We start from the raw sequence: 23,145 nt of genomic DNA, 5'->3' as shown, positions 1-23,145 counted from the left end.
AATCGAGTGTGGCCGGTGCACGACCTGAACTGCACAAGTCAGGAACTCTGAACCACCACGATACGGAGATAACGAAGACGCGACTAAAGGAACTCTTCCGTGTCTTGGGCATTGGGTCCTGATGTCATAGGCGTCGCGCTTCTGGTGTGAGATCAGTGCTGTCAGTCCATGGGGCGTGCTGCTTTGTGTTTTAAGCTATTCGCTACCTCCAGCGCCGTGGCACCGTTCTAAGTCCAACAGCACCCACCCGATCGCACCATTGTTCAAAATCACGCCGCGGTACTCCTTGAAACTCCAAATCAGCCAATTTGCAGTCGAGCTCGAGCGTATCGACGAGGGTTGCCAGGCGCCGGTAGAGCAGTGCGTCCAAACACTGCTCGACGAGGGTCGCTGCGAGTTGAGAAGCACCACGTGGTTTGACCTTCCACCGATTGACGTCGGCGGGAATCCGCTCGAGGTGCTCGTAGGCCCCGATCAACAACGACGCAGTCTTTTTCCCGAAACCCGGCAGTCCGGGAAATCCATCTGCGCTGTCACCTGCCAGCGACAGAAAGTCAGGCATGCTTTGCGGTCCGAAGCCGCGTTCGGCGCGAAATCGAGATTCGTCGATCAGTTTGCGCTGGCGCCGGTCGACCTGGACCACGCGATCGCCTCGAAGGCATTGCCCGAGATCCTTGTCTGGCGTGAGGATCCGCACCTGCTCGACCTCGTCGCAAAACCGCCGTGCTCCGGTTGCAAGCCCGTCGTCCGCCTCGTACTCGTGCATCGACCACACCGTCACGCCGATTGCACGGACCGCGTCTTCAGCGGCATCGAATTGCGAGCGCAGTTCCGGTGGCACGCCCTCATCGCTCTTGTAGTAAGGAAACAAATCGTTGCGAAACGAACGAATCGGATTGTCGAACGCGACCGCCAAATGGGTAACCGCCTCATCCGAGTCATGCAGCAGCGCTAACAGAGACTGCGCGATTCCCACGGTAGCCTTCGCATCGCGCCCGGAAGGATCGACATGGCCGGGACGGGGCGCGTAGTGCGCTCGGTACAGCTCGTAAGTGCCATCGATAAGGTGGAGTCTCACGATTCCCCGCCACCTGTCATCGCGAGTTCGAATAAATCCGCGACCTCAAAAGCGGTATTGACCCTACCTTGCCAGCGGATAAATAGCTTCTGCGTCCTGCGCATTGATGATTCGCTTCTCCGAAAGGAATTTTTTCCAAACGGCAGTAGCCTTGGGCCATTGGTGGATTCGCGTGTCGGGCCATCCGGAGCCCGGCAGAGTCGAGTGCAGTCGGCGCCAATCGACCGAGATCACGGCCACCGCCTGAATCTCCGCATGGTGGCTGATGAGCTGCGTGAGTTTTTGATACCATGCGGCCGCCTCGGCGTCGGACTCCGGCCCGTGTAGTTGTCCTGGCGTTGCGCCCCCGAATACCGGCGATGCTTCACAGATAACCACTGGCTTCTGGTGCGAGGTGGCCTTTTCCAGGAAGTCGGCGAGCTGCGGTCGATCAAAATCCTTGCGATCGAACAGGTCGATGCCCCACCAATCGACCACGTCGTCGCCAGGGTACCATCGCATGAAGTTCGTACCGCCGAATCCGGCGGCCGTCGCGTTCCATACCGTCGCGACATTATCGAGCTGCGCCTCGCGGATCCGTTGCGCGGCCCCGCGGAAGGTCTGGATAAACAAACTCGGATCGTACGGCGCCTCGGGGTTGTTGAACTCATAGCCGATACGTATCAGCACGGGATTGCGCGCCGCACGAATCGTGTCCAGCAGCATCACCATTTCAGGATCGCGCATGCCCACTGATGCGTCGCGTTGGAAGCTCTGGAAGTAGAGCGCGAGCTGGGCGACAAAGAAGCCGCGCCGGGCGGCCAGCTGTTTGTAGCGCTCGGCGAATTGCGGCAGGAGGGATTCGTCGAGCGCGGTGTAGAAAGAAAGCAGGGCCGGACGATACGGACTTACCGCGCGTTCGTACGATGTGAGGTCCGCGTCATCACCCGTGCCCTCGCGCGCGCCCTTGTCCCACTGCGAGGAGAATTGACCCCATCCGTGGAGCACGCGGCCCGCGGGCGGTTCCAGCCGGGCCTTGTCGAAGCGTGCGGCCGAAACAGACTGTGCGAGGGGAGCAACCGATCCGGTTGCCACTATCAGGAGCGTAGCCGCGGAGAGAGTCCGTACCAGCTGAGTCGGTCTGAATCGAATCATTGCGCCGCTAGGGTTTTCGGCGAGCGACGTGGAGAATCGTCGGGGTGTGCCTGCAGATGCCGCCCCCCGGACGCCTCTCTATCAGGCGCCGCATTTCCGCAAACAGGTAGGAGCGCTTCGCAAATTCCATCCCCCGATGGTCCGAAGCGGTGCTCATCATCGCGACATATTCGGCCGCGATAAATTCCTCGCTCGACGCGACGAGCCCGGCGCAGGTCGGCGAAGTGATTGCTGCGCTCGATTTCTTCTCGCGCGTCTGGGACCTGCTCGGGGAGCGGGGACGGCCAGTTCATCAGTTCTGCACCGATCGCCTCGGCTAAAGCTCCGCACCGGGATTACCCAAGGCGTTCTCGGTGAGTTCGTGGGTGATGATTTCGTAGGCCTCGTCGACCGAATCGGTTCGGTGGAAGAGCCTGACGTCGCCGGGGCTGATCGTGCCGTGCTTCGCCAGCGCGTCGAAATTCAATACTTCGTCCCAGTACGGCGCCCCGAACAGCACGATTGGCATGCGTTTCTTCATCTTGCGTGTCTGAACCAGGGTGAGCATCTCGAAGAACTCGTCGAGCGTGCCGAAGCCGCCCGGGAACAACACGACCGCCTTCGCGAGGTACACGAACCAGAACTTGCGCATAAAGAAATAATGGAAATGAATGTGCAGCTCGCGGCTGACATATGGATTGTCGAACTCGTCCGGGATCGATATGGTCAGGCCGATATTGAGTCCCTTCGCCTCGGAGGCGCCGCGATTTGCCGCCTCCATGATGCCGGGCCCCCCGCCGGTACAGACGACAAAGCGGCGCTTATCGTGGTCGAGCTTCTTAGACCAGCTGGTCAGTCGACCGGCGAGTTCACGCGCGGCCTCGTAATAGGTCGATAGCTCCAGTGCGGCACGTGCCGCAGCCACGCCACTCCCCGCCCGCTCGGCCGCCGACAACGCCGCCTCGGCCGCCTCGCGTGACAAGATTCGCGCTGAGCCCATGAACACGATGGTGTCTTGCACCCCGTGGCGTTTGAAACGCGACAGCGGCTCTAGGTACTCGGCCAGGATGCGCAAAGCGCGCGCATCCTTGCTTTCTAAAAAACGTTTGTCTTCGTAAGCCTTGGTCTGGGCATGAAATAGTTTGTCGATGTGGGGTTTGTCCAAAATTCACCTCTCCGGCGAAGACGCGAGCCTGATGGCAAGAACTTGAACGCCGTCCGAAAGAGACCGGCCCGCCTCGCTTCTCGGAGCACGATTCTTCCGTACTAGGACGACTTTATCATCTCGGCGAATGCCGCGCAGAGTTCCGATCGGTTTGTCGAGTAAACTCAGGCGGATTGGGGAAGGCCAAACCACCATGACCTACTCAGCTGAACCAATCGGTACTGATCTTCTATGAATGTTCGGAAAAGTCGAATTTGACCAGGATCGGCGATTTGTAAGGTGGTCATACGCGACCACCAGGTTGCTTCGCCAAGGTCACGAGAAGAAACGGCTCTGAGCAGGGCGAGGGGACGAATTCTAGTGGCGAAAAAGTGCGCGGCGAATCGCCGGAAGCACATCGTCGTCATAGCGTTCGACATGCGAGTCGAGGATTGCCGTCAAAGCCAGCAATGTCGCCCGGTGGTTTGTAAGAATTTGTGGTTCCTCCTCGGCGTCACTCGATCCCGACGGCAGATCCGTGAGCAGCTTGCGCAGCTTCTCTCGCTCGTCATTCAACGCGGTGAGTAGCGAGCCGGAAACTGCGTGATGGCTTACGCCCCACGAGTACAGCAACTCATCTTCGATTTGCAGATGCGACCAGAGAGTGCGCCGCATCTCCTCCCAGATTTGCAGGGTATCCCGGTTTGCCGCAGCCGCATTCGCACTATCGACGGGTCTTGTCGCCATAAGCGCCAACCGGGTGACAAGACTGTTTAACTTTCTGTGTTCGCTGCCCAGACAGGCCACGATCGCGTTAATCATCGGAACCTCCAGGTCGGGCAGCGGCTCCGAGCAGGGCGTCATCTGTGCTGTAAGTTGTGCGGCTTCCACGTTCCTTGCCTCGGGTAGGTATCTGAGCAAGGTCGATGCCACTGGTTGGCGGCCGAAAATCTCCACAATCCGGCACCAGGTATTCGGTTTCTGCGAACTAGTGGCCAAATGCGGATGTGGATCGCGAAAAGCCGCTCATCCGGTACGCTCCTTGCGTCTCTCGTGGTCGCTCGCAAGAGTATGAAGATCAGAAGGAGTCGCAATCCGATCGACCCGCCGACAAGGCTGGGAGTTACGGCGGATTGGAGTCACTAAAGATGGATACAACCTGGTCCGCGCTTATCATTGACGACGACCCGGGGGTTCGCCAGTCGATGCGTCTGTGCCTGGAGGCGGACGAAGCCAGGGTGATGACGGTCGGGACCTCCTCGGGGGCATTGGAGGCCCTCGATCGAAGCTGGTTCGACGTGGTGTTTCTGGACCTGTGGCTTCAGTCGGAGTCCGGCCTTACGGTGTTGCCCGAGGTTCTGCGTCGGCAATCCGGAATTGGTGTCATCGTCATCACTGCCTTTGCTTCGTTCGAAAGTGCGGTCGAGGCAATGAGACTGGGCGCGGTCGATTACCTTCCGAAGCCGTTCACTCCCGAACAGGTGCGCCATGCGGCCCGGCGGGTGATAGCTGCCAACGTGCTCCGGCGCCAGATGTCCGAACTGCAGGATCGCCTCGACGAAAGCGAAGGAGAGGCGACTTTCGAAACCCAAAGCTCAAGCTATGCGGCGTTCCTACAAACGGTCGCCCGCGCGGCGGCGTCCGATTCGGTGATCCTTTTGCGCGGAGAAAGCGGAACCGGCAAAACCGTGCTGGCGCGGAGGATCCGCGCTCACAGCAAGCGCGCCGAGCGCCCCTTCGTTACCGTGCATTGCCCGATGCTCTCGAGCGACCTGATGAGCAGTGCGCTGTTCGGTCACAAAAAGGGCGCCTTCACCGGCGCGATCGCCGACTCTGTCGGCAAGGTGGAAGCGGCGGAAGGCGGGACGCTTTTTCTCGATGAAGTCGCCGATCTCAGTTCGGATGCACAGGCGCGGCTGTTGCGCTTCTTGCACGACCGCTGCTACGAGCGCCTGGGGGAAACCACCGAGCGTAAGGCCGACGTGCGGATAGTGGCGGCCACCAACCGGTCACTGGAAAGCGAAGTCAAGTCGGGACATTTCAGGGAAGATCTACTGTTCCGGCTCAACGTGATTGCGCTTACCGTACCGCCGCTACGCGATCGCCGTGAAGATATACTTCCACTCGCCAATCACTACCTGCGATTTTTCAGCCGCCGGCAAGCGCGGCCTCGGCTCGCCCTTTCCCCCGCCTGCGAGAACGTCATCCAGAGTTGCACATGGCCGGGCAACCTCCGCGAGCTGCGTAACGCCGTCGAACGCGCGGTTATTCTTTCGCCCTCAAGCATCCTGGAACCCCAGGACCTGGGTCTGAGCGCTCTCGGCGATGGGTCAGGGAATCCAGCAGGAGCTGCGGCACCGAGGCCCACCCTGGGTGGCGATTTCACAATTGCGGAGGTTGAACGCGAACACATCGCGCGCGTGGTGGCGCGGGTGCCCTCGTTCGACGCAGCCGCGCAACTGCTGGATATTGATGCGACGACCTTGCAGCGCAAGCGCAAACGATACGGTCTGGCCTAACGCCCCAGACGTCTATGAAGATAAAGCACCTCCAAACCCGCTTTATTCTCGCGGGCATTCTGCTGGTCATGACCACGGTCGTGTCTGGCATCTGGAGCGCCTGGACCTTCGCGCATCTGAGTGAGGTGGCCGGAAGCACCATCCAGAAAAGCCAGCTTACAACCGATCTATCCGCCGTCCTTTCGGATGCGCTGGAGCGCGAGGATGACGCGCTTCTCCTCGCCATGAGTGGCGACCGCGTGCAGGCGCAGAAGAAATTGGCCGCGGAGCGGATGCGCTTTGTGCAGTCCTACGATCGCTTGAAGCAAAGTCTGGATGAGCCCGGCGAGGTACAGGCAGCCGCTCAGCTCGCGAAGCACGCGGCACAATACCGTGCGGCGGGTGACGCACTGCTTTCAACGGTCGCACAGCAAGACGCATTCAGGTGGTACTACGAGAATGTGAATCCGGCGCTTCGGCAGGCGGTCGCGGCCTGCGCGGAAATCCGCGAGTCGAACTTCCGTGCTATGCAGCTCGCTGGAATCCGCGCGCGCGACGATGCGCGTGGTGCCACCATCCTGGTCATCACGATCTCGGCGGCGGCGCTGCTGATCTCCACGCTCGTGGCAGTATTGCTGGCCCGTTCGGTCCTAACCCCGATTCAGGAACTCGACCGCTCTGTGGAGGCGCTCCGCCTGGGAGACTTTGACCGCCGGGTCGAAGTGACCTCCAGAGACGAACTCGGGCATCTGGCTGAGGGGTTCAACCGCATGGCCGAGGCCCTCGCCGAGTTACGCCGCTCAAACCTGGGCGAGGTCATCGCAGCCAAAGAAACTCTGGAAGCCACGATCGCGGCGCTTCCCGACGCGGTCGTCGTCATCGACCCCGATGGCCGCATCGTCGCACAAAATCCACTCGCCAGATCGATACTAGTCGCAACCAAGGCTCAAGGAGCGAAAATCGTAGACGACTTGCCGTTTTCGGCCGGGCGCCTGCGCGCGATCCGCGACGCTCTGGACGGCAAACCGACCGACGAAGCTCGCGCCGAGTTGACGCGCGCATTTGCCGTCAGGCTCGAGGGGCAGCCGCGCAAGTTCATGCTCACCGCGGTATCCATCCCCGAATTCCGGCCCGGGCGTTACGGGGCGGTGGCGGTTTTGTACGACGTGACAGATTTTGCGCGACTTGATGAATTGCGCACCGAACTGGTAGCGGTCGCCTCCCACGAATTGAAGACCCCGCTCACCACTTTGCGGATGAACCTGCTGCTGCTTGGCGAGCACGCCGGAAACCTGACACCGCGCCAGCAGGAAATTCTTGCGACCGCAGTGCAGGGATGCCAGGAGTTGGCCAGTACTATCGACGAACTTCTCGACCTGACTCGAATCGAATCCGGCCAGCTTCGGCTGTCCCGTGAGCTGGTCGATCTTTATCCAATTATCGATCGCGCCATCTTAAGTCTGCGGCAGCGATTTGAAGATGCGGGTGTGGCCGTGCAGGTTGCAGCCGGGTATCGTCCCGCGTTCGTGCTAGGTGACACTGTTCGATTGGGCATGGTCTTCACCAATCTTCTGAGCAACGCGCTGAAGTACAGCCCGCGCGGAGGTCGGGTATCGATTGCTATGAGCTCCGACGGAAATGGCAGCGGCCCGGGCTCGCTGCACATTGCAGTAAGCGATCAAGGCTCTGGAATCGCGGAAGTCTTTCGCGAGCGGGTATTTGAAAAATTCTTCCGGGTAGAGCAACAGCTCCAGAATGGTGCCAACACCTGGGGCGCCGGCATCGGTCTGTATCTGTGCAGGCAGATCCTCGAGGCCCACGGAGGGACAATCCTCTGTCACGCGGGCGAGAACGGTGTTGGAACGCGCTTTGTCTTGGAACTTCCCTGTCCGAACGGCGCGGAACAATGACTTGAGCAGCCCTCCGCGACCCCGCAAAATACCGCAGCCGGTCGAGGATTATGCGGCATTTTGCCGGTACATTGAACTCTTCGTCATGCGGTCGTAACCTCTGAGCGATAGTACTTCAGAAAAGTAGACCGCGCCGCTGGAATCCTCGAATGGCACACGACTTGAAAGCGGCCTGCGCGCCGAATTTTGCTGCCTGCGTCCAAGCCGCAATGCAATTGAAGTTTCCCATCATTGTTCTCTTTTTCCTTAGATCTTTGGGGTGTTCGACTTGGGGGCACGCCGAGATAGTATCGCTCCCGCAGGTAATTGAACGGGCGCCGACGAAGAATTCCTTGCTCCGCAGGTCCCGATATCGGCGGGAATCGATTGGGCAGGTCATCGCGGGAGACTTGCGGTGACCAGACCGAGGGTCACCATCTGGCGCTGGCTTGCGCTCGCAGCATTGAGCGCGCTACTCGGGTCGGGGCCGGTCGGATGCGGTGGATCTCCACCAGGGGCCGCGTCCGATCAGAATGAGTTGCAGTTGCCGAAACTGGTCCATCAGGGTTCGGGACCTGTGTTGATGCAAATGCAACCCGCCAATCTGGCGGGCACCACCTTTGCCACGGTGAGTTTGGTGGCATTGCCCGGCATCCTGGAGACCAGCGGTCAGATCACCTTCGATGACCGCAAGGTCGCCTCGATTATTTCGCGCGTGACCGGGCGGATCGAGGAAGTCCGCGTCTCGCAATGGGACTACGTCCACCGCGGGCAGGCGATCGCCACGCTCTACAGCCCGGACATCATGACAGCTGAGGCCGAATATCTGCAGGCCAAAGTAACCTCTACGACCATGTCGCAGGCGGGTCCGAACAGCGACGAATTTGTGCTCTCGATGCTCGACGCTGCCAGGCACAAGCTCGAGCTTCTCGGGATCGAACCCGAGCAAATCGCGGCGATAAAAACCGCCGCGCCCAACTTTGTGATGCACGCGCCGATCAGCGGCAACGTGGTGCAGAATCAGGCTCTGCGCGGCTCGGCGGTCAATCCGGGCGACGTCTTGTACTCACTCGGCACCCTCGAGGACGTGTGGATCACCGCGGACATCTACGAAGACGACCTGGCTCGAGTGCGGGTTGGACAGGAGCTTGAAGCGGTCACCACCGCTTACCCTGACGAAGTGTTCCACGGTACCATCGCGCGGATTAGCCCCAACGTCGATCCCAACTCCCACGTGGTCGAGATCCGATGCGAGGTCAAAAATCCCAACTTCAAGTTGAAGCCGCAAATGCTGGCACGAGTGAAGATCGTGGTGCGTCCTGGAGCGGCGCTAGTGGTGCCGCTGGACGCGCTGATCTTCGAATCTGAAAACTATTTCGTGTACGTCGATACTGGCAACCATCTCTTGGACCGGCGCACCGTCCACATCGCCACCTGGAACCGGCAAGGTTACGCACGGGTGATTTCAGGGCTGAATCCAGGCGACCGCGTGGTCGTGCAGGGAGCACTACAAGTAAACGCGCTCTGGCATCAAGCACACGGGGAAAGCTCTTAGCATGGCTGGGCTGAGCCGTCCGTGGAGTGGTAGGCAGCAATGATCCAGATCTTGATGGCACTGGCGCTCCGCGAGCGCATCGTCGTGCTCGGTGCCGCCGTGATGCTGCTGGTCGGGGGAATCTTCGCATTCAGCCAGTTGGACATCGAAGCCTATCCCGACCCGGTCCAGCCGATGACCGAGGTGCTAACGCTTCCGACCGGGCTCAGCGCCGAGGAAGTGGAGAAGCTCGTTACCGTTCCGACCGAGTTCGGAATGAGCGGAATGCTCTATCTGAAATCGATGGAGTCGATCTCCCTCTACGGCTTGTCAGACGTTCGTCTCTACTTCGATTGGGATAGCGACTACGAGTTTAATCGCATCCAGACCATCAACCAGCTCCAGTTCGTGACTCTCCCGCAGGGAATCACTCCCGGCCTTTCACCGGAAAACCCGATCGGCGAGATTTACCGCTACACGGTAGAGGGACCCAACCACGATCTAGTCAAAGAAAAAGAAGTCCAGGACTGGATTTGTGAAAAGCAGTTCAAGACCGTACCCGGCGTGCTCGACGTGTCGGGCTTCGGCGGATTGACGAAGGAATATCACGTGGAGGTGGATCCCCAGAAACTCAATCACTATGTGATTCCGCTCTCTCAGGTGATCAGCTCCATTCAGAACTCGAACGTCAACTCCGGTGGGAGCTATCTCAACGTAGGGGAGCAGGCATTTGACGTTCGTGGATTGGGTCTCATTGAGAATCTCGATGACATTCGCAACATCGTGCTCACCTCCAACAAATCGACTCCCATCCGGATTAGCGACGTCGCCGACGTGTCGGTTGGCTGGTCACCCCGGCTCGGCATCGTGGGGATGAACTATCAGCCGGAAGTAGTCACCGGCATCGTCCTGATGCGCAAGTACGGGAATACGCTCAAGACCCTCAAGGGAGTCCAGGAAAAAACCAAGGAGCTGAACACCACTGGACTCATGCCAAAAGGCTACAAGGTCGTACCGTACTACGACCGCACTGAGCTGGTCCACACCACGCTCCGCACGGTACTGGAAAACCTGTCGCTGGGGATGCTGCTGGTTTTTCTGGTCTTAATTTTTTTTCTGGGCAATCTGCGCACCGCAATTATCGCGGCAGTCAATATTCCGCTTGCGATGTTCGGTGCGTTCATTCTGCTTTATCTCACCGGTACGCCAGCGAACCTCCTGTCGCTTGGCGCGGTTGACTTCGGAATTATCATCGATTCGACCATCATCGTGGTCGAGAATATCTATCGGCACTTGACGACCGAAGACTCCCCCGGCGGCACCCTCGACTGCATCCGCCGCGCGTCCACCGAGGTCGGGGGACCGATGTTCTATTCAACGCTGATTTTTCTGATCGCGTTTCTGCCGCTCTTCACGATGAAAGGTGTCGAGGGGGCGATTTTTTCGCCCATGTCACACACCTACGCGTACGCGCTGACCGTGGCGATTATTCTGGCGGTAATGCTTTCCCCGGTTCTCTGCTCTTATCTTCTTCGCAAAGGGATGAAGGAAACCCAGAACGTTGTCTGGGAAGCATTTCACAATTTCTATCACAACCTGTTCGTGCAAGTGCTGCGAGCGCCACGCCTCACGGTCTTTGTGATCGTACTGTTCATGGCCGCTGGACTTTCGATGTTTCCGCGCCTGGGTGGCGAGTTTCTGCCCAGGCTGGAAGAAGGAAACATCTGGGCCCACGCGATGCTCCCCAACACGATCAATCTTCCTACCGGCGCGAGACTGGTAAACCAGATGCGCGCGGTGTTCCTATCCTTCCCCGAGGTTTCGAGCGCAGTGTCGCAACTTGGCCGACCCGACGACGGCACCGAAACGACGAGCTTCTTCAGCATCGAGATGCCCGTCGATCTCAAGCCCGAAGACCAGTGGCCCAGGGGTATGACTAAGGTCCAATTGATCAAAGACATCGATGAGAAATTGCGCGGCAGATTTCCCGGGGTGAGTTTCTCATACTCACAGAATATCGAGGACAACATCGACGAAGCGCTCTCCGGCGTAAAGGCAGGCGAGAATGCGGTAAAGGTCTTCGGCTACGATCTTGAAAACGATCAGGCGATCGCAAGTCAGGTCGAAAGAGTCCTCAAAAGCGTGCGGGGAGTCACCGATGTGTTCATGTTCAAGTCCCTCGGACAACCCAATATCGTCGCCGCGCCGGATCGTGCCGCGGCCGCTCGCTATGGCCTGAACTCCGGCGACGTGGCGGCAATCGTTCAGGCCGCAATCGGTGGACAGACCGCCACGCAAGTGCTGGAGCAAGATCGCAGCTTCCCGCTGGTGGTGCGCTGGAAACCCGAGTATCGCCAGAGCATCGAGGCGATGCGGAACATTCGGGTTAACGTGCCGACCGGGGGTAACGTTCCGCTGGGCCAAATCGCGCGGGTGGACGCGGAGGAGGGCGCCTCTTTCATCTACCGGGGCGACTTGCAGCGCTATGTGCCGGTGCGCTTCTCCGTACGAGGCCGGGACCTCAAGAGCGCGGTGAGGGAGGCAAAACAACGGGTCGGCGAACAGGTTCACGTGCCGGAAGGTACCCACCTCGAATGGGTGGGCGAATACGGCGAACTCCAGGCCGCCAATCGACGACTGGCAATCGTAATTCCGATCGCCCTCGTGTTAATAATGGGCGTCCTTTATGCGGCGACCTTGTCGCTGGTCAACACCCTTATATTGATGGCGCAAGTTCCGCTTGCCTGCCTGGGCGGAGTGCTTGCGCTGGTGGTCACCGGCACTCCGTTCAGCGTGTCTGCCGCGGTCGGGTTCATATCGATTTTCGCAATCGCCATCATGGACGGCATCCTGCTGAACTTTTACATCCATCAGTTGTGGAACGAGGGCCACTCGCTGGTGGATTCAATCGTGATGGGTGCGGATCGCCGGTTCCGAGCGGTGATGATGACGGCGCTGGTCGATGGCCTGGGGTTGCTTCCCGCAGCGATCTCGACTCGCATCGGTGCGCAGACCCAAAGACCTTTGGCGATCGTAGTTATCGGCGGCGCACTCTCGATTGCCCTGCTGACTCGGGTATTCCAGCCCACCTTGGTGTACCTGCTCGCCGGACCGCTCAGGCTTACAGAAGATCGACGCGAGCAAACCGAGCCGGTGTAAGCATCGCGTTGATGCCACTTCTGATAAGGTTAAAGCAACGGAGTATTATGCCAGCCATAACTCCGACCGTTCGCCGACGGTGAACCATCATGAAGAAGATTGAAGCTCTGTTTCTGGAAGAGAAATTGGGCGAGGTCCGAGACACGATCTTCAAGCAGGGTGTCCATCGATTCGTTATCAGTCAAACGGTTGTTCACGAGTTCGGACGTCCTCGTCCCTCGCGATGGAGAACCAGCGAAGCCACCGACGATGAGTCGGTCACCATCAAACTCGAAGTCGTGGTCCCCGATGAGATCTCGCAGGCGGTCGCCAAAGCAATAATGGACGTAGCTCACACCAGACATCCCAAAGTGTCGATAACAATTTCTCCGGTAGACGAATTTCTCGAGATAACCTTGAGCGATGAGCAGCCAAGGGCCAATGCGAGACGCCGCGGTACGCCTAGCACGCCCAGTACACCCGGTACGCCCAATACGTAGTTGGGGAAGGCAGCTTTCTCAAAACCCAATCAGTTCGACGAACTCCGGCCCCGCTAGAAAACTCCGGAAAATGTGCGCAACGCGCCATCCGCGCCGCACCCTCGCGAGCTGAGCGGAACTTTTAGTACCGACAGGGCAAATTTCGCTCGCAGATTCTTGTCGCTACTCGATGACGGTAGGCGTTAAACACGCCCGGGAAGGATTCACCCAATCTGCGAATGGTGCTCTCGCAGATCGTCGCTAAGCCCCAGCGGACGGGCAAGCACGTACATCAAAGTTGGTTGAAACACCCGGGTCAGAAGGGCAATCGAAACTGCTCCGCCAATGACGACGATCGCCAACGGGCGCTGGGTCTGGGCTCCGATCTGGGTCGAAAGGGCTGCCGGCAGTAAGCCCAGGCCATCGACCAGCGCCGTCATCATCAACGCCCGGAACCGGCGGTCCGCACCCATCACGATCGAGTCGGTTAGGGAGTTTCCTTCATTCCACAGTTGATGGATGTAGAAGTTCAGGAGGATGCCGTCCATGATCGCAATAGCGAAGATAGATATAAATCCCACCCCGGCCGAGACGCTAAACGGTGTACCGGTTATTACTAATGCCAGCACGCCCCCCAAACATGCTAGCGGGACCTGCGCCATCAGAATCAACGTATTAACGATCGATAGAGTGGCGGCGTAGAGAACTGCCATTATCAGTAGAAGGGCCAGTGGGATTACGACTGCAAAGCGGCGGTTCGCAGCTCGAAGTTCGCTGTATTCTCCGACCCAGTCCAGTGAGACACCGCGGGGTAGATTGATTTGTCTTGCGACCGCCCGCTTCGCATCGTCGACGGTTTTCTGAATATCGCGCCCGCGGACGTTGAATCTTAGGGGAACATAGCGACGGAGTCCTTCGCGATAGATGAATGATGCGCCTTCGCCGCTAATGATATCGGCGATCTCGCCCAACGGCACGTAACCGCCGCGCGGCAGGGCTACCTGGATTTGACGTATAGCTCCTAAGCTCTGCCGGTACCTAGGCTGCCAACGAACCACCAGATCAAAACGGCGGTCTCCTTCGAGAATCTGCGTCACCGCTTGCCCGCCGATCGCGGCCTGCACGATGGCCCCCACGTCACCCACGTTGAGACCGTAGCGCGAGCAAACTTGCCGGTCGGGTTTGATGAGCAGGTTGGGCTGACCCATCGCTCTATACACCGCCACATCCGTCATGCCCGGCACGCCTTCAATAGTCTCTCTAACCTCGTTGGCGACCCGCTCGTCCTGCGCCAGGTCGGGGCCATAGACCTTGATGGCATTGACGCCCTTGACGCCTGACAATGCCTCTTCGATGTTGTCCTCGATATATTGGGAGTATCCAAAGCTCGCCTCGGGAAACTCGCGGCTCAGCCGGTGATCCATTTGTTGGGTGAGTTTTTCCTTGGTCAGGCCGGGAGGCCATTCGGCTTCGGGTTTCAGATCGACGTTGAACTCGATGTTGAAAAAACCGGTGGCGTCGGTGCCATCATCAGGGCGACCGGTCTGCGAGATAACGTCGTCGACCTCAGGGAACGACCTGAATACCGCGCGGGCCCCTCGCGCCGCTTGGTTGGCATGCGGCAGTGAAGTACTGAGTGGCAGAGTGGCTCTGGCCCAGATGTTCCCCTCTTCCAGCTTCGGCATGAACTCACCGCCCAGACGCGGAAATAGTGAGAGCCCGCCGGCGACGATGAGCGCGATCACGGCCAGCGTGAAGTAGGGCCGTCGCAATATTCTGACGAACAGGTTGTGGTAGAAGCGATGAAATGCTTCCCACACCAGATTGTGGGTTTCCTTCATCCCCTTGCGCAGCAGGTAGGAGCTAAGAACTGGAGTGAGGGTTGCTGCCAGCAGAATCGCGGTGGTCAGGGCAAACGCATAGGTGTGGGACATGGGCGAGAAGATGACGCCTTCGACCCCGCTCATGGTAAACAGCGGCAGGAACGCGATCAGAAAGATAAGCGTCGAATAGAACATCGGTCCCCCGACCTCGAGGGAGGCCCGCCGGATGCAATCGAGTTCGTTCTCCGCGGCCCCGCTGTCCGTCGTGAGGTGGCGATAGATGTTCTCGACCACGATGATGGTCGAGTCGATGATTATGCCGAAGTCAAGCGCACCCAGTGATAGCAGATTCGCGGGTATGCCAGTGAGATAGAGCAGGACGAATGCGCCACACATGGCGAGTGGGATGTTAATCGCCGCAATAATCGCCGTCCGTAAACTTCCGAGAAAAAAAATCAGGACCAGAAAGACCAGAAGCATGCCTAGCCCGAGGTTCCTGAAGACCGTCTGCAGGGTGAGATGCACAAGTTTGGTGCGATCGTAGTAAGGCACCACGCGATAGCCCGCCGGCAACATCCCGGAACTGTTAAGTTCGGCGACTTTGGCTTCGACTCCCTTAAGGGTCTGGAGAGTGTTGCCATATTTGCGCATTAGGACGATGCCCTGGACCACCTCGTCTTGTTCGTTGCGACCCACAATCCCCAGCCGTGGGGCGTAGCCGACTGAAACCTCGGCAACGTCACGTACCCGGGCCGGGATCGCGATGCTGTTGTTCAAAGTCGCGTTAGCGCTAGCGAGCACGATGTCGCGGATGTCGTCCAGGTTGGTAATAAAGCCGAGACCGCGAACGTCGAAAGACTGCTGGCCGACGTCCAGGTAGTTACCACCCACGTTGATGTTAGCGTTAGCAATTGCGCTGGTCAGAGTGGCGAGCGACAACTGATAGTGATTGAGCTTCGCGGCGTCGACATCCACGTGATACTGCTTGGTCAGGCCGCCAAAGCCCGACACGTCCTCGACGCCGGGCACGGTCTTGAGCTGCTTTTCTAGAACCCAGTCCTGGAGCGTCTTTTCCTCGATTCGGTCGTGATCGGGACTTTGTACGATGTAGCGGTAAATCTCACCGATGGGATTATCTGGTGAGATCGAGGGCGTGAGGTTCTGCGGCAGGGTGATAAGACCCAGCCGATTGATCGTCTCGGTGCGGTCCCAGTAGTAGTCGCTGTCCCAGCCGAAATAGAGTTTGACGTCAGAAAGGCCGAACAGCGATATGGTACGAATCGCTTCCAAATTGCGCAGGCCGGCGAGTCCCACTTCAAGTGGAATGGTCGCGATTTTTTCGACCTCTTCTGCGCTGAGCCCGAGGGGCTGCGTGATGATCTCGACGCGTGGCTGTACCGGATCCGGGTACGCTTCGATGTCGAGTTCGCCAAACGCATATAAACCTCCGACTGCCAGCACCAGAGCGGCAACTACCACCACCACTCGCTGACGGAGCGCCCAGTCCATCAAGGCTCGTATCATCGAAGCCCCTCAGGACGTCTCGCCGCGAGCCAAATGCCAGAGCGCATTCATGCGCAACGCTTGGTTGATAAGGAATGGCTCTCCGGGCCGTACGCCGCTGACCACCCGAGCGTAACCATGTTCGTTCCAGTCACCTATCTCGACGCGGCGGCGTTCGAAAGTGTCCACGCCGGCGACCACGAACGCGTAGTAGGCACTGTCATCGAAGACCAGTGCGGATTGTGGAATGACCAGTGCCAAACCCGGGCGGGTCACGATTCGCACCCGTGCCATCATTTGGGGCTTGAGACGGGCACCCGGGTTACTAACCGCGCAGCGCAGCTGGAGGGTGTGGGTGTTGGGGTCGAAACTGGGACTGATTTTTTGAACCGTGCCGGTGAAGACGTCGCCGGGGTAGGCGGCAGTAACCGCTTCCAAGCTCTGACCGACCTTTACTCGGGAGAGGTCGTCTTCGTAAATGTCCGCCGTGATCCACACGTGGTCCAGCGTGGCTAAGGAAAAGAGTTGGTCGCCCGGATTGACCTGCTGACCGCGGACCACGTTTTTGCTCACAATGATGCCGCTGATCGGCGCACGCATCCTGACTGACGTGCTGGGCTGCCGAATCGCGGCAATGTCCGCCGCTGAAAATCCCAGTAGCTCGAGTTTCCGGATCGCCGCGGCCTTCAAGTTTGCGGTCATGCTGAAATTATCGCTTGGCAGGCCAAAGGTGTTGTTTGAGAGGGCATTCCCACCCCGGTTCGGGTTGGAGGTCGCCTCCAGGTATTCGGCCTCGCCGGTCATGAAGTCGGGGCTGTACAGAGACATCACCTGCTCACCGCGCCGAACCATGTCCCACTGCGACTTCCGCAGTTCTTCGATGCGCCCCGTGACTCGCGAGATGATCGTCGAGACCAAGCGGTCATCGAACGTCACCTGCCCCATCGCTTCCAAAACCCCGGGTAGCTGTACCTCCTTGAGGGTATCGATTGACCCTTCCTTTCCTTGAGAAAGTTTGACCACCATCAAATCCTGGCCGTTGCTCTGGCGAACTATGGTGGGCACATCGGCTTCGGCTTGAGCGCTCGCCGTGGAACTTGGAGGGGGACTGTGGCAGCCCCCGAGCATACCGGGAACGACCATCAGGAGAGCCATGCCCGACACGCGGCACGAACGGCGGATGGTAGCGGCCATCGAGTTAAGGCAGCGATTCACTTCGGTAACGGAACTCCCCTTGCTTCTTCCAGCGCCACCCTCCAGCCTTCTCGTAATTCTGCCGGATCCAATACTCACACAACGCTCACTACTCCTTTCGCCGCCTTCAGCTGAACATTCAGGTTCGGCGCGATTTGCAGCAACTGGCTCACCAACACCTGCTGATCCGGCGGATGAGGCAGTCACGGCTGAAAGCAGCCAACTAAAAGCAACAAGGGCTTCTCTGAACGCTCGCCGCAAGGCCGCCCTTTCTTCTCCTCGAGCTGCCCATGGCGACGCGTGCACTGGTCGCGTCGTCAAGCGCAGCGCCTGAGCGCCGCTGATTTGAACCGGGGTTCGTCAGCGACGCTCCTTTGGTGATCGAGTGAGTTAAGCGGGAGGGGATCGGCCGCGAGGACCATCCGTTAGGTCGCTATGCAACCAGCTCAGGCTGAGCTTGTGAAGACCAGCTAGGCAGTCTTGGCTAGGCGCAAAAGCCGCCGACGATAAAGGCCCAAGAACCATTTTCGTGGCGGTCACTAAAGTCGGCAAATCGGACAGGGTCTGCGCTGGAGATTGCAGGGCGCTGCCAAGCGGTATGAGGCTGGTGGCCAGCGGAGTCAGAATCGTCGGCTCCTCCGCCCTGATTCCGGCCAGCGGAAGCACGAGTAGTGCTAGCGCCAAGATTACGCTGAAAAGTTGAGCGCAACACGCGCGCCGCGTATAAGGAAGCATGCGGAAAGCCTCACTGGTTCTCGTGGCGCTCGCCTTTTTCATGTCCTGCAGCCGCGGCAACTATGGGACGGTTACCCACCGTGCCCGCAACGGGCGGCCTGACCAATGGATATATAGGATCGATAAGGACACATACAAGATTTCCATCGACACTAACGGCGACGGGCGGCCGGACGTTGTCAAAACCTACAAGAAGAGCCAGCTCGCGCGCGTCGAATGCGATCGAAATTTTGATGGGAAGGTCGATCTCTTTCAGGAATATTCGCGCGGAGTTCTGGTACGCGAAATCCACGATGACGACTTCGATGGCAAACCTGAGGCCGTCAGGACATTTCGCCCCAATGGTTCGCTGGCAATGATCGAACGTGATCCTCGCGAGCGGGGATTCGTCGACATCGTTGAGTACTATGACGACTCCGGCAAGCTGCTTCGGCGCCAATCTCGCTTGGGCAACGCTGAGTCCCTGCCATGACAATAAGCAGTCGCGCAGCCGTTCTGAATAGTGCAAAGGTTCCTCAAAAAAAGATAGCCGGCAAAAGGTTAACCGTCGCGATAAGTACGACAGCTGGGTAGGGACTCCCTTCGATCAGTGGACATTTCGGACAACACGCCAGAAGGTTCTGCCTTCTGCTTTGGTCTTGCATGATCGCGGGCATGGTCAACCTTTAGTTTTGAATCGAGGGTGATTTCTCAGGGATTGTGTGCCGGCTGGCCTCGGAAAAGGGCGCCGAGACATCGGTCGGCATGACTCGGCGCGCTCTTCCACATCCGTTAAGAAGGCTCACCGTCAGCAAGCCGCGAACAGACCCCAAGAGAGCCACAGATACGCGCTTTTCGGCTTTGCAACAGTCGCCGCCGGTGGTGTGCTGCTCCTATTTTGGTAATGAAACCCCCATTGCCTGTTCCAGTGCCACTTTTCCGGCAAAGAACTGATTGGCGTTCTGAAGGTAAGTGAGGCGGGACGCGTAGGTGTTCTGCAAGGCCGAAGACAAGGTCAGGAAGTCGACTTTGCTCGTCTGATAAGCGATCAATGCCACTCTGAATTGATTGTCGGCCAAGGGGATCAGAGTTCCGTTGTATTTTTGGGCCGACTCGTACGCGAATTGTGCGGATTGGTACAATTGCGTAACGGTTGCCTCGGTTTGGTTGAGAACCGAATCCAAGCTGTACCTAGCGGCTTGCAACGAGTGTCGCGCCGCGGTCACGTCCTCGCGCTGGTGGTACCAGAAGAACAGCGGAATGTTGAACCCGATGCCGAAATCGTAGACTTCGGTGACGCCGGGCAGCGGTTCCGCACCGACCTGCAGAATATGGTCGAATTCTCCCAACACCGTGTAGTTCGGATAATATTCCATCTTCGCCAGCCTCAACGCTGTGGTTGAGTTTCTCTCGGTCAGCGCGGCTTCGAGTATCTCTTGGCGCGCGTGCCTTGCGGTGTCGACTGCTTCATCGAGCCGGAGATCCAGCGGTTTTAACTCAATCGTCCGCTCAAGGTTCAGCGGCGAACCTGGTTTCCGGTAGAGCAGTTGATTGAGTCCCGCTAGGTCGTTCAGGCGGTTGGTTGCGTACTGCCGTTGCAGCAACTGAGCCTGCTCGAGATTGAACTCGGCGCCGATGAGATCGGACTGTTGGGCCAGGCTCGCGGTGTATTGGATCTGGGTTACGTGAACAATTTGTTTTAGGTTTTTGATATTCTCGTCACTGATTGCAAGCAGCCCTTGATCCAGCAGCACCTGGTAATACGCGGTCTCGACAGCGGCTCGCAGGTCGCGCAGCGCTGCTTCATACGTAAAACGCGCAATCTCAGCGGTCCGCTTTGCCTGATCCGCCTGAAGGAAGGCTTCTCCCGGAAATTGAAAATTCTGGGTAAGGGCGAAGTTATGCGACGCGGCGTTGAAGTGTGCGCTGCTCTCGACGTTTGTAAAGGTAAAGACCGGGTCGGCAGGCACGTAATTTTGTAGGATCTGATGTTGCGCGACGTTCCACTGTTCCCGTGTAGCTCTGACCTGAGGATTTACTTCGAAGGCAATCTCTACTAGCTGATCCGCGGTCAAGGGTTGTTCGTGGGAGTTCGCCGGCGCTGCGGGCAAAGGATTTCCCAGTGGTAGTGTCAAATGGGCGCTACGGGGTTGGCTGATCGAAGGCGATGTCTGCGCGGGTGCACCCGGCACAACGCAGTCCAGCACGACCGTTAGCGTCAACAAATGAAGCAGTATGATTTTAAGCCTTGGATACACAAATCTCCTCCTTGGCGTCCGCCCCAGCGATGGAAGGGGTACATAAGGAACTACCCAATCCGTGAACGTTGATCATCCCCTTCGGCAAGCGTCCTTGTCGAAAACGTTAACGGTTCGAAATGGCAGCGTTACCTGGAAGTTTGGTTAGATGATTTCAGAAGGCGATAGGGACCGGGACCACGGGGAAAGCATCCTGGAGTTCGTACGTAACCGAATGTGTCAGAGTTCCGAAGCGCTTTCACCTTCCAGTCTAATACTCAGGGTTAAGTCTCTCGTGGGCTGAGCTTTAAAACGTAATTTCCTTTTTTGACGCTGCACACGACCGGACTCTTAACTCATAAAAAGGCTGGTAACAAGCCGGGCGCAGTCGTCAGAAACTTGAAGTGCTGCACTGCTTGGACCTAGGCCTTGTAAAAAATCAACGAACGAATGCGATTCAATTCATGTGCCACACTCTCGCCCACCTTTGTCCCCGTAGTCGTCGTTAGTAGAGGAGCGCCGCGTGTCGACATGTAAAAACAAGCCCTTCGTTCCGGCAAAATGCATGGGGATGCAGCGGCAAAAGCAGATATTTGCATCGTCGAAATCCCGGAAGTCGCTGCAGAGCAATTGTAGAGAGTGATATTGATCTCTACCTCCGCAGACGGATTCGCTTCGGAGCGAGGCGCGTTCCTCGGTACAGTCGACATCAGTTAACACGGCTAGGTCTGTCTGCTTCGCTGCTGAAGAAGTCGCTTGGCGACTGACGCGCAGGTTACCGATTAACGCTCGAGGTTGGACAACTCGGCTTTAATCCTCTCGCTGTGCGTGGCCCGCCAAAAAATTCGACCGCAATCGGGGCATCGCGAGAAGCGCTCCTGAGTCGCATAGACATACGGTGGCACATGCTCTCTGACCGTCTCTCGCCCGACTTCGCGCAGCAGAGAGTTGCATTGCGAGCAGCGGGTGAACGCACTGCGGTGAGGGTTGATCGCGAAGCGGTGGAAGACTTCACGAAGTTGTTCCCGAACCCGTTCGGAGGTGAGGTAGAGCGCATCGGGCGCCGTTCGCAGTCGCTTATCGCGAGTGAGAACGAACCTCCGATCGCGGCGTGCGGCGTGGAGCAATTCAGCTCCGCCTACCCTTTTATCGAAGGTGATGTCGACCCCGCACAGTCGCAGCCAACGAGCCAGGCGCGCAAGCATCCGGTCGGCGGCCAGGCGCGGGGCGTCCGAATTCATCTCCTTGGGTGTTAAGTCTGCCACGGCCCAATCTGCTTTCAGATTCTATGTCAACTCGGGCCATCTACGATCAAGCGACGGCAGGTCGAAGCCCCCTCAAGCGATGATCTGGAAAATCGTTGGCCGCGATTCTACTGGAGCTGCGCGAGTGGAGATTTTGCTTCCGCAGATCGCTGCTCGTGAAACCCCTGGCGACCGCACGGGTTGGCGTTGGAAATGTCCGCCGAAGCAGCCGTAACGCCGCTCTCATAGCAGGGTGGTTTGGAACCGGCGGATTTCTTCGTCGGACCCCAGCGAGGTTGCCCGCGGCAGAAGGCCCTTATAAGAATGAAGCCTCGTCAGGGCACGTGCCGAGGTGGCGAAACGGCAGACGCAGTGGACTCAAAATCCACCGTGGGCAACCACATGCGGGTTCAAGTCCCGCCCTCGGCACTAACTAAATCATAGGGTTTTGCATGGTCGGCTTGTTTTTGTGACCTGGAAACTCGCCTGCTTTGATAGAGTTTTGATAGTTAGCTGAGCTTCACCACCTTGCGCTTAGCCTGACGCTCGCCGAGGTATTTGTCGCGCCGTTCAACGGCATCTAGAAGATCGCGCTCAGACGTGATGTCGTAGCGGTCAAAACCGAACGGGTCTTGTGTCCAGTCAAGTCCATCGCGACCTTGTCAGAGATGCCCGCCCGTACGAGATTTCGGACAACCGTGCGCCGCAGATCGTGAACGAGCAATTTGCCGAGCCCGACCGCATGGCACGCCGTGTTCCACGCTGTACGGAAATCCTTGATCGCGCGGCCATGGCGGTGAAATATGAACGGGCAATCCAAACGGCGCTGCTTGCGGGCACGGTCGATTACATTGCGGAGCTCACCTGACAGCGGCAAGACGCGGCCCTTCCTATTTTTGGATTTGGCTGGCGGCAGGCGCACCGCTCGTCCGTCGCGATCCAGGTCGCGCCACTCAAGCGCTTTCATCTCTCCTACTCGCCAGCCCGACAAGTACAAGAACGTAACGCAATCGCGCAGCCGTTCGGGCAGCGCGTCGCGCAGTGCTATGAAATCGGCGTGTTCAATGAAGCCTTGCCTGGCATTATCTTCGGGCAGCAGCCGGATGACCGGCACTGAGGCGACGCGCTTTGCCTCATGCGCAAGTTTAAAGGCGCGCTTCAGCGCGGCCAGTTCGCGGTTGATCGTCGCGTTCGCGGCCTTCTCTTCCAGGCGCTCAGCAACATACGCAGTCACTCTGTCAGCGGTAATGTCGCGCGCCCGGTAGTTGGCAAAAAAAGTATCCAGCCGCTTTAGTCTGAACGTCGTCGATCTGAGCGAACGCAGATTGCTGGTTTTGTAATGCTCTATCAAGATGCGGCTCAGGTCGGCGAACGTGGTGACTCCCACTGGCCCGGCGCCTCCGTCGGGTGACGTTGCCATCGACCTTGGCATCCAGATCGACCGGAACAACTGGATCAAGACTGATGAGGCGCAGATCGAACTTCAGGGCAAGCTTCAGGTTAAAAAACCGACGCATGCCTCGGTGGATGTGACCGGCGTGATTCACACGGTCCAGG

The 23,145-nt window shown here is 58.4% G+C and carries 17 protein-coding genes and 1 tRNA gene; 9 read left to right on the top strand and 9 right to left on the bottom strand.

Features of this window, described 5'->3' with window-relative positions; translation table 11 throughout:
* Positions 1 to 202: 202 nt before the first annotated feature.
* Positions 203 to 1,078 carry a 5'-3' exonuclease H3TH domain-containing protein gene (locus VGI36_13195; protein HEY2486099.1) on the bottom strand — a complete coding sequence of 292 codons (876 nt, stop codon included), beginning with the start codon at positions 1,076 to 1,078 and terminating at the stop codon, positions 203 to 205.
* A 63-nt stretch (positions 1,079 to 1,141) separates the two neighbouring features.
* A complete protein-coding gene (locus VGI36_13190; protein ID HEY2486098.1) occupies positions 1,142 to 2,212 on the bottom strand; it encodes a hypothetical protein in 1,071 nt (356 codons plus the stop codon).
* A 149-nt stretch (positions 2,213 to 2,361) separates the two neighbouring features.
* Between VGI36_13190 and VGI36_13185 the strand changes: the two genes are divergently transcribed.
* On the top strand, positions 2,362 to 2,532 hold the full coding sequence (locus VGI36_13185) for a hypothetical protein (protein ID HEY2486097.1): 171 nt from the start codon (positions 2,362 to 2,364) through the stop codon (positions 2,530 to 2,532).
* Here VGI36_13185 and VGI36_13180 read toward each other — a convergent pair.
* On the bottom strand, positions 2,529 to 3,356 hold the full coding sequence (locus VGI36_13180; GenBank protein HEY2486096.1) for an LOG family protein: 828 nt from the start codon (positions 3,354 to 3,356) through the stop codon (positions 2,529 to 2,531). The two genes, VGI36_13185 and VGI36_13180, sit on opposite strands and share 4 nt — an antisense overlap.
* Before the next feature lie 357 nt (positions 3,357 to 3,713).
* Positions 3,714 to 4,226, bottom strand: coding sequence for a hemerythrin domain-containing protein (locus tag VGI36_13175; protein ID HEY2486095.1), 513 nt, complete (start codon positions 4,224 to 4,226; stop codon positions 3,714 to 3,716).
* A gap of 257 nt (positions 4,227 to 4,483) precedes the next feature.
* Between VGI36_13175 and VGI36_13170 the strand changes: the two genes are divergently transcribed.
* From VGI36_13170 to VGI36_13150, 5 genes are all read left to right on the top strand, one after another.
* The gene (locus tag VGI36_13170; GenBank protein ID HEY2486094.1) at positions 4,484 to 5,854 is read left to right on the top strand and encodes a sigma-54 dependent transcriptional regulator; all 1,371 of its coding nucleotides are present in this window, start codon (positions 4,484 to 4,486) and stop codon (positions 5,852 to 5,854) included.
* Positions 5,855 to 5,868: 14 nt separating this feature from the next.
* The gene (locus VGI36_13165; protein ID HEY2486093.1) at positions 5,869 to 7,743 is read left to right on the top strand and encodes an ATP-binding protein; all 1,875 of its coding nucleotides are present in this window, start codon (positions 5,869 to 5,871) and stop codon (positions 7,741 to 7,743) included.
* Positions 7,744 to 8,137: 394 nt separating this feature from the next.
* On the top strand, positions 8,138 to 9,277 hold the full coding sequence (locus VGI36_13160) for an efflux RND transporter periplasmic adaptor subunit (protein ID HEY2486092.1): 1,140 nt from the start codon (positions 8,138 to 8,140) through the stop codon (positions 9,275 to 9,277).
* Between the two features lie 39 nt (positions 9,278 to 9,316).
* Complete coding sequence (locus tag VGI36_13155; protein ID HEY2486091.1) at positions 9,317 to 12,415, top strand: CusA/CzcA family heavy metal efflux RND transporter; 3,099 nt, start codon at positions 9,317 to 9,319, stop codon at positions 12,413 to 12,415.
* A gap of 89 nt (positions 12,416 to 12,504) precedes the next feature.
* Positions 12,505 to 12,894, top strand: coding sequence for a P-II family nitrogen regulator (locus VGI36_13150; protein ID HEY2486090.1), 390 nt, complete (start codon positions 12,505 to 12,507; stop codon positions 12,892 to 12,894).
* A 203-nt stretch (positions 12,895 to 13,097) separates the two neighbouring features.
* Here the strand turns inward: VGI36_13150 and VGI36_13145 are convergent, their stop codons facing one another.
* Both VGI36_13145 and VGI36_13140 read right to left on the bottom strand, forming a co-directional pair.
* Positions 13,098 to 16,220, bottom strand: coding sequence for a CusA/CzcA family heavy metal efflux RND transporter (locus VGI36_13145; protein HEY2486089.1), 3,123 nt, complete (start codon positions 16,218 to 16,220; stop codon positions 13,098 to 13,100).
* A gap of 9 nt (positions 16,221 to 16,229) precedes the next feature.
* Complete coding sequence (locus tag VGI36_13140; protein HEY2486088.1) at positions 16,230 to 17,414, bottom strand: efflux RND transporter periplasmic adaptor subunit; 1,185 nt, start codon at positions 17,412 to 17,414, stop codon at positions 16,230 to 16,232.
* 712 nt (positions 17,415 to 18,126) lie between these two features.
* Here VGI36_13140 and VGI36_13135 point away from each other — a divergent pair.
* A complete protein-coding gene (locus VGI36_13135) occupies positions 18,127 to 18,600 on the top strand; it encodes a hypothetical protein (GenBank protein ID HEY2486087.1) in 474 nt (157 codons plus the stop codon).
* A gap of 400 nt (positions 18,601 to 19,000) precedes the next feature.
* Here the strand turns inward: VGI36_13135 and VGI36_13130 are convergent, their stop codons facing one another.
* Both VGI36_13130 and VGI36_13125 read right to left on the bottom strand, forming a co-directional pair.
* Entirely contained in the window at positions 19,001 to 20,365 is a 1,365-nt protein-coding gene (locus VGI36_13130) for a TolC family protein (GenBank protein HEY2486086.1), read from the bottom strand.
* A 761-nt stretch (positions 20,366 to 21,126) separates the two neighbouring features.
* Complete coding sequence (locus VGI36_13125; protein HEY2486085.1) at positions 21,127 to 21,609, bottom strand: Mut7-C RNAse domain-containing protein; 483 nt, start codon at positions 21,607 to 21,609, stop codon at positions 21,127 to 21,129.
* Between the two features lie 325 nt (positions 21,610 to 21,934).
* Here VGI36_13125 and VGI36_13120 point away from each other — a divergent pair.
* Positions 21,935 to 22,017, top strand: a tRNA-Leu gene (locus VGI36_13120).
* 151 nt (positions 22,018 to 22,168) lie between these two features.
* Here VGI36_13120 and VGI36_13115 read toward each other — a convergent pair.
* The gene (locus VGI36_13115) at positions 22,169 to 22,975 is read right to left on the bottom strand and encodes a site-specific integrase (protein ID HEY2486084.1); all 807 of its coding nucleotides are present in this window, start codon (positions 22,973 to 22,975) and stop codon (positions 22,169 to 22,171) included.
* Between VGI36_13115 and VGI36_13110 the strand changes: the two genes are divergently transcribed.
* On the top strand, positions 22,965 to 23,145 hold a 181-nt coding region (locus tag VGI36_13110), incomplete at its 3' end, for a hypothetical protein (GenBank protein HEY2486083.1). The genes VGI36_13115 and VGI36_13110 overlap by 11 nt on opposite strands.

It is taken from the genome of Candidatus Binataceae bacterium, assembly GCA_036495685.1.
GTDB lineage: Bacteria > Desulfobacterota > Binatia > Binatales > Binataceae > JAFAHS01.
The sequence above is the reverse complement of the archived record's forward strand: the minus strand, read 5'-3'. Positions and strand labels throughout refer to the sequence as shown.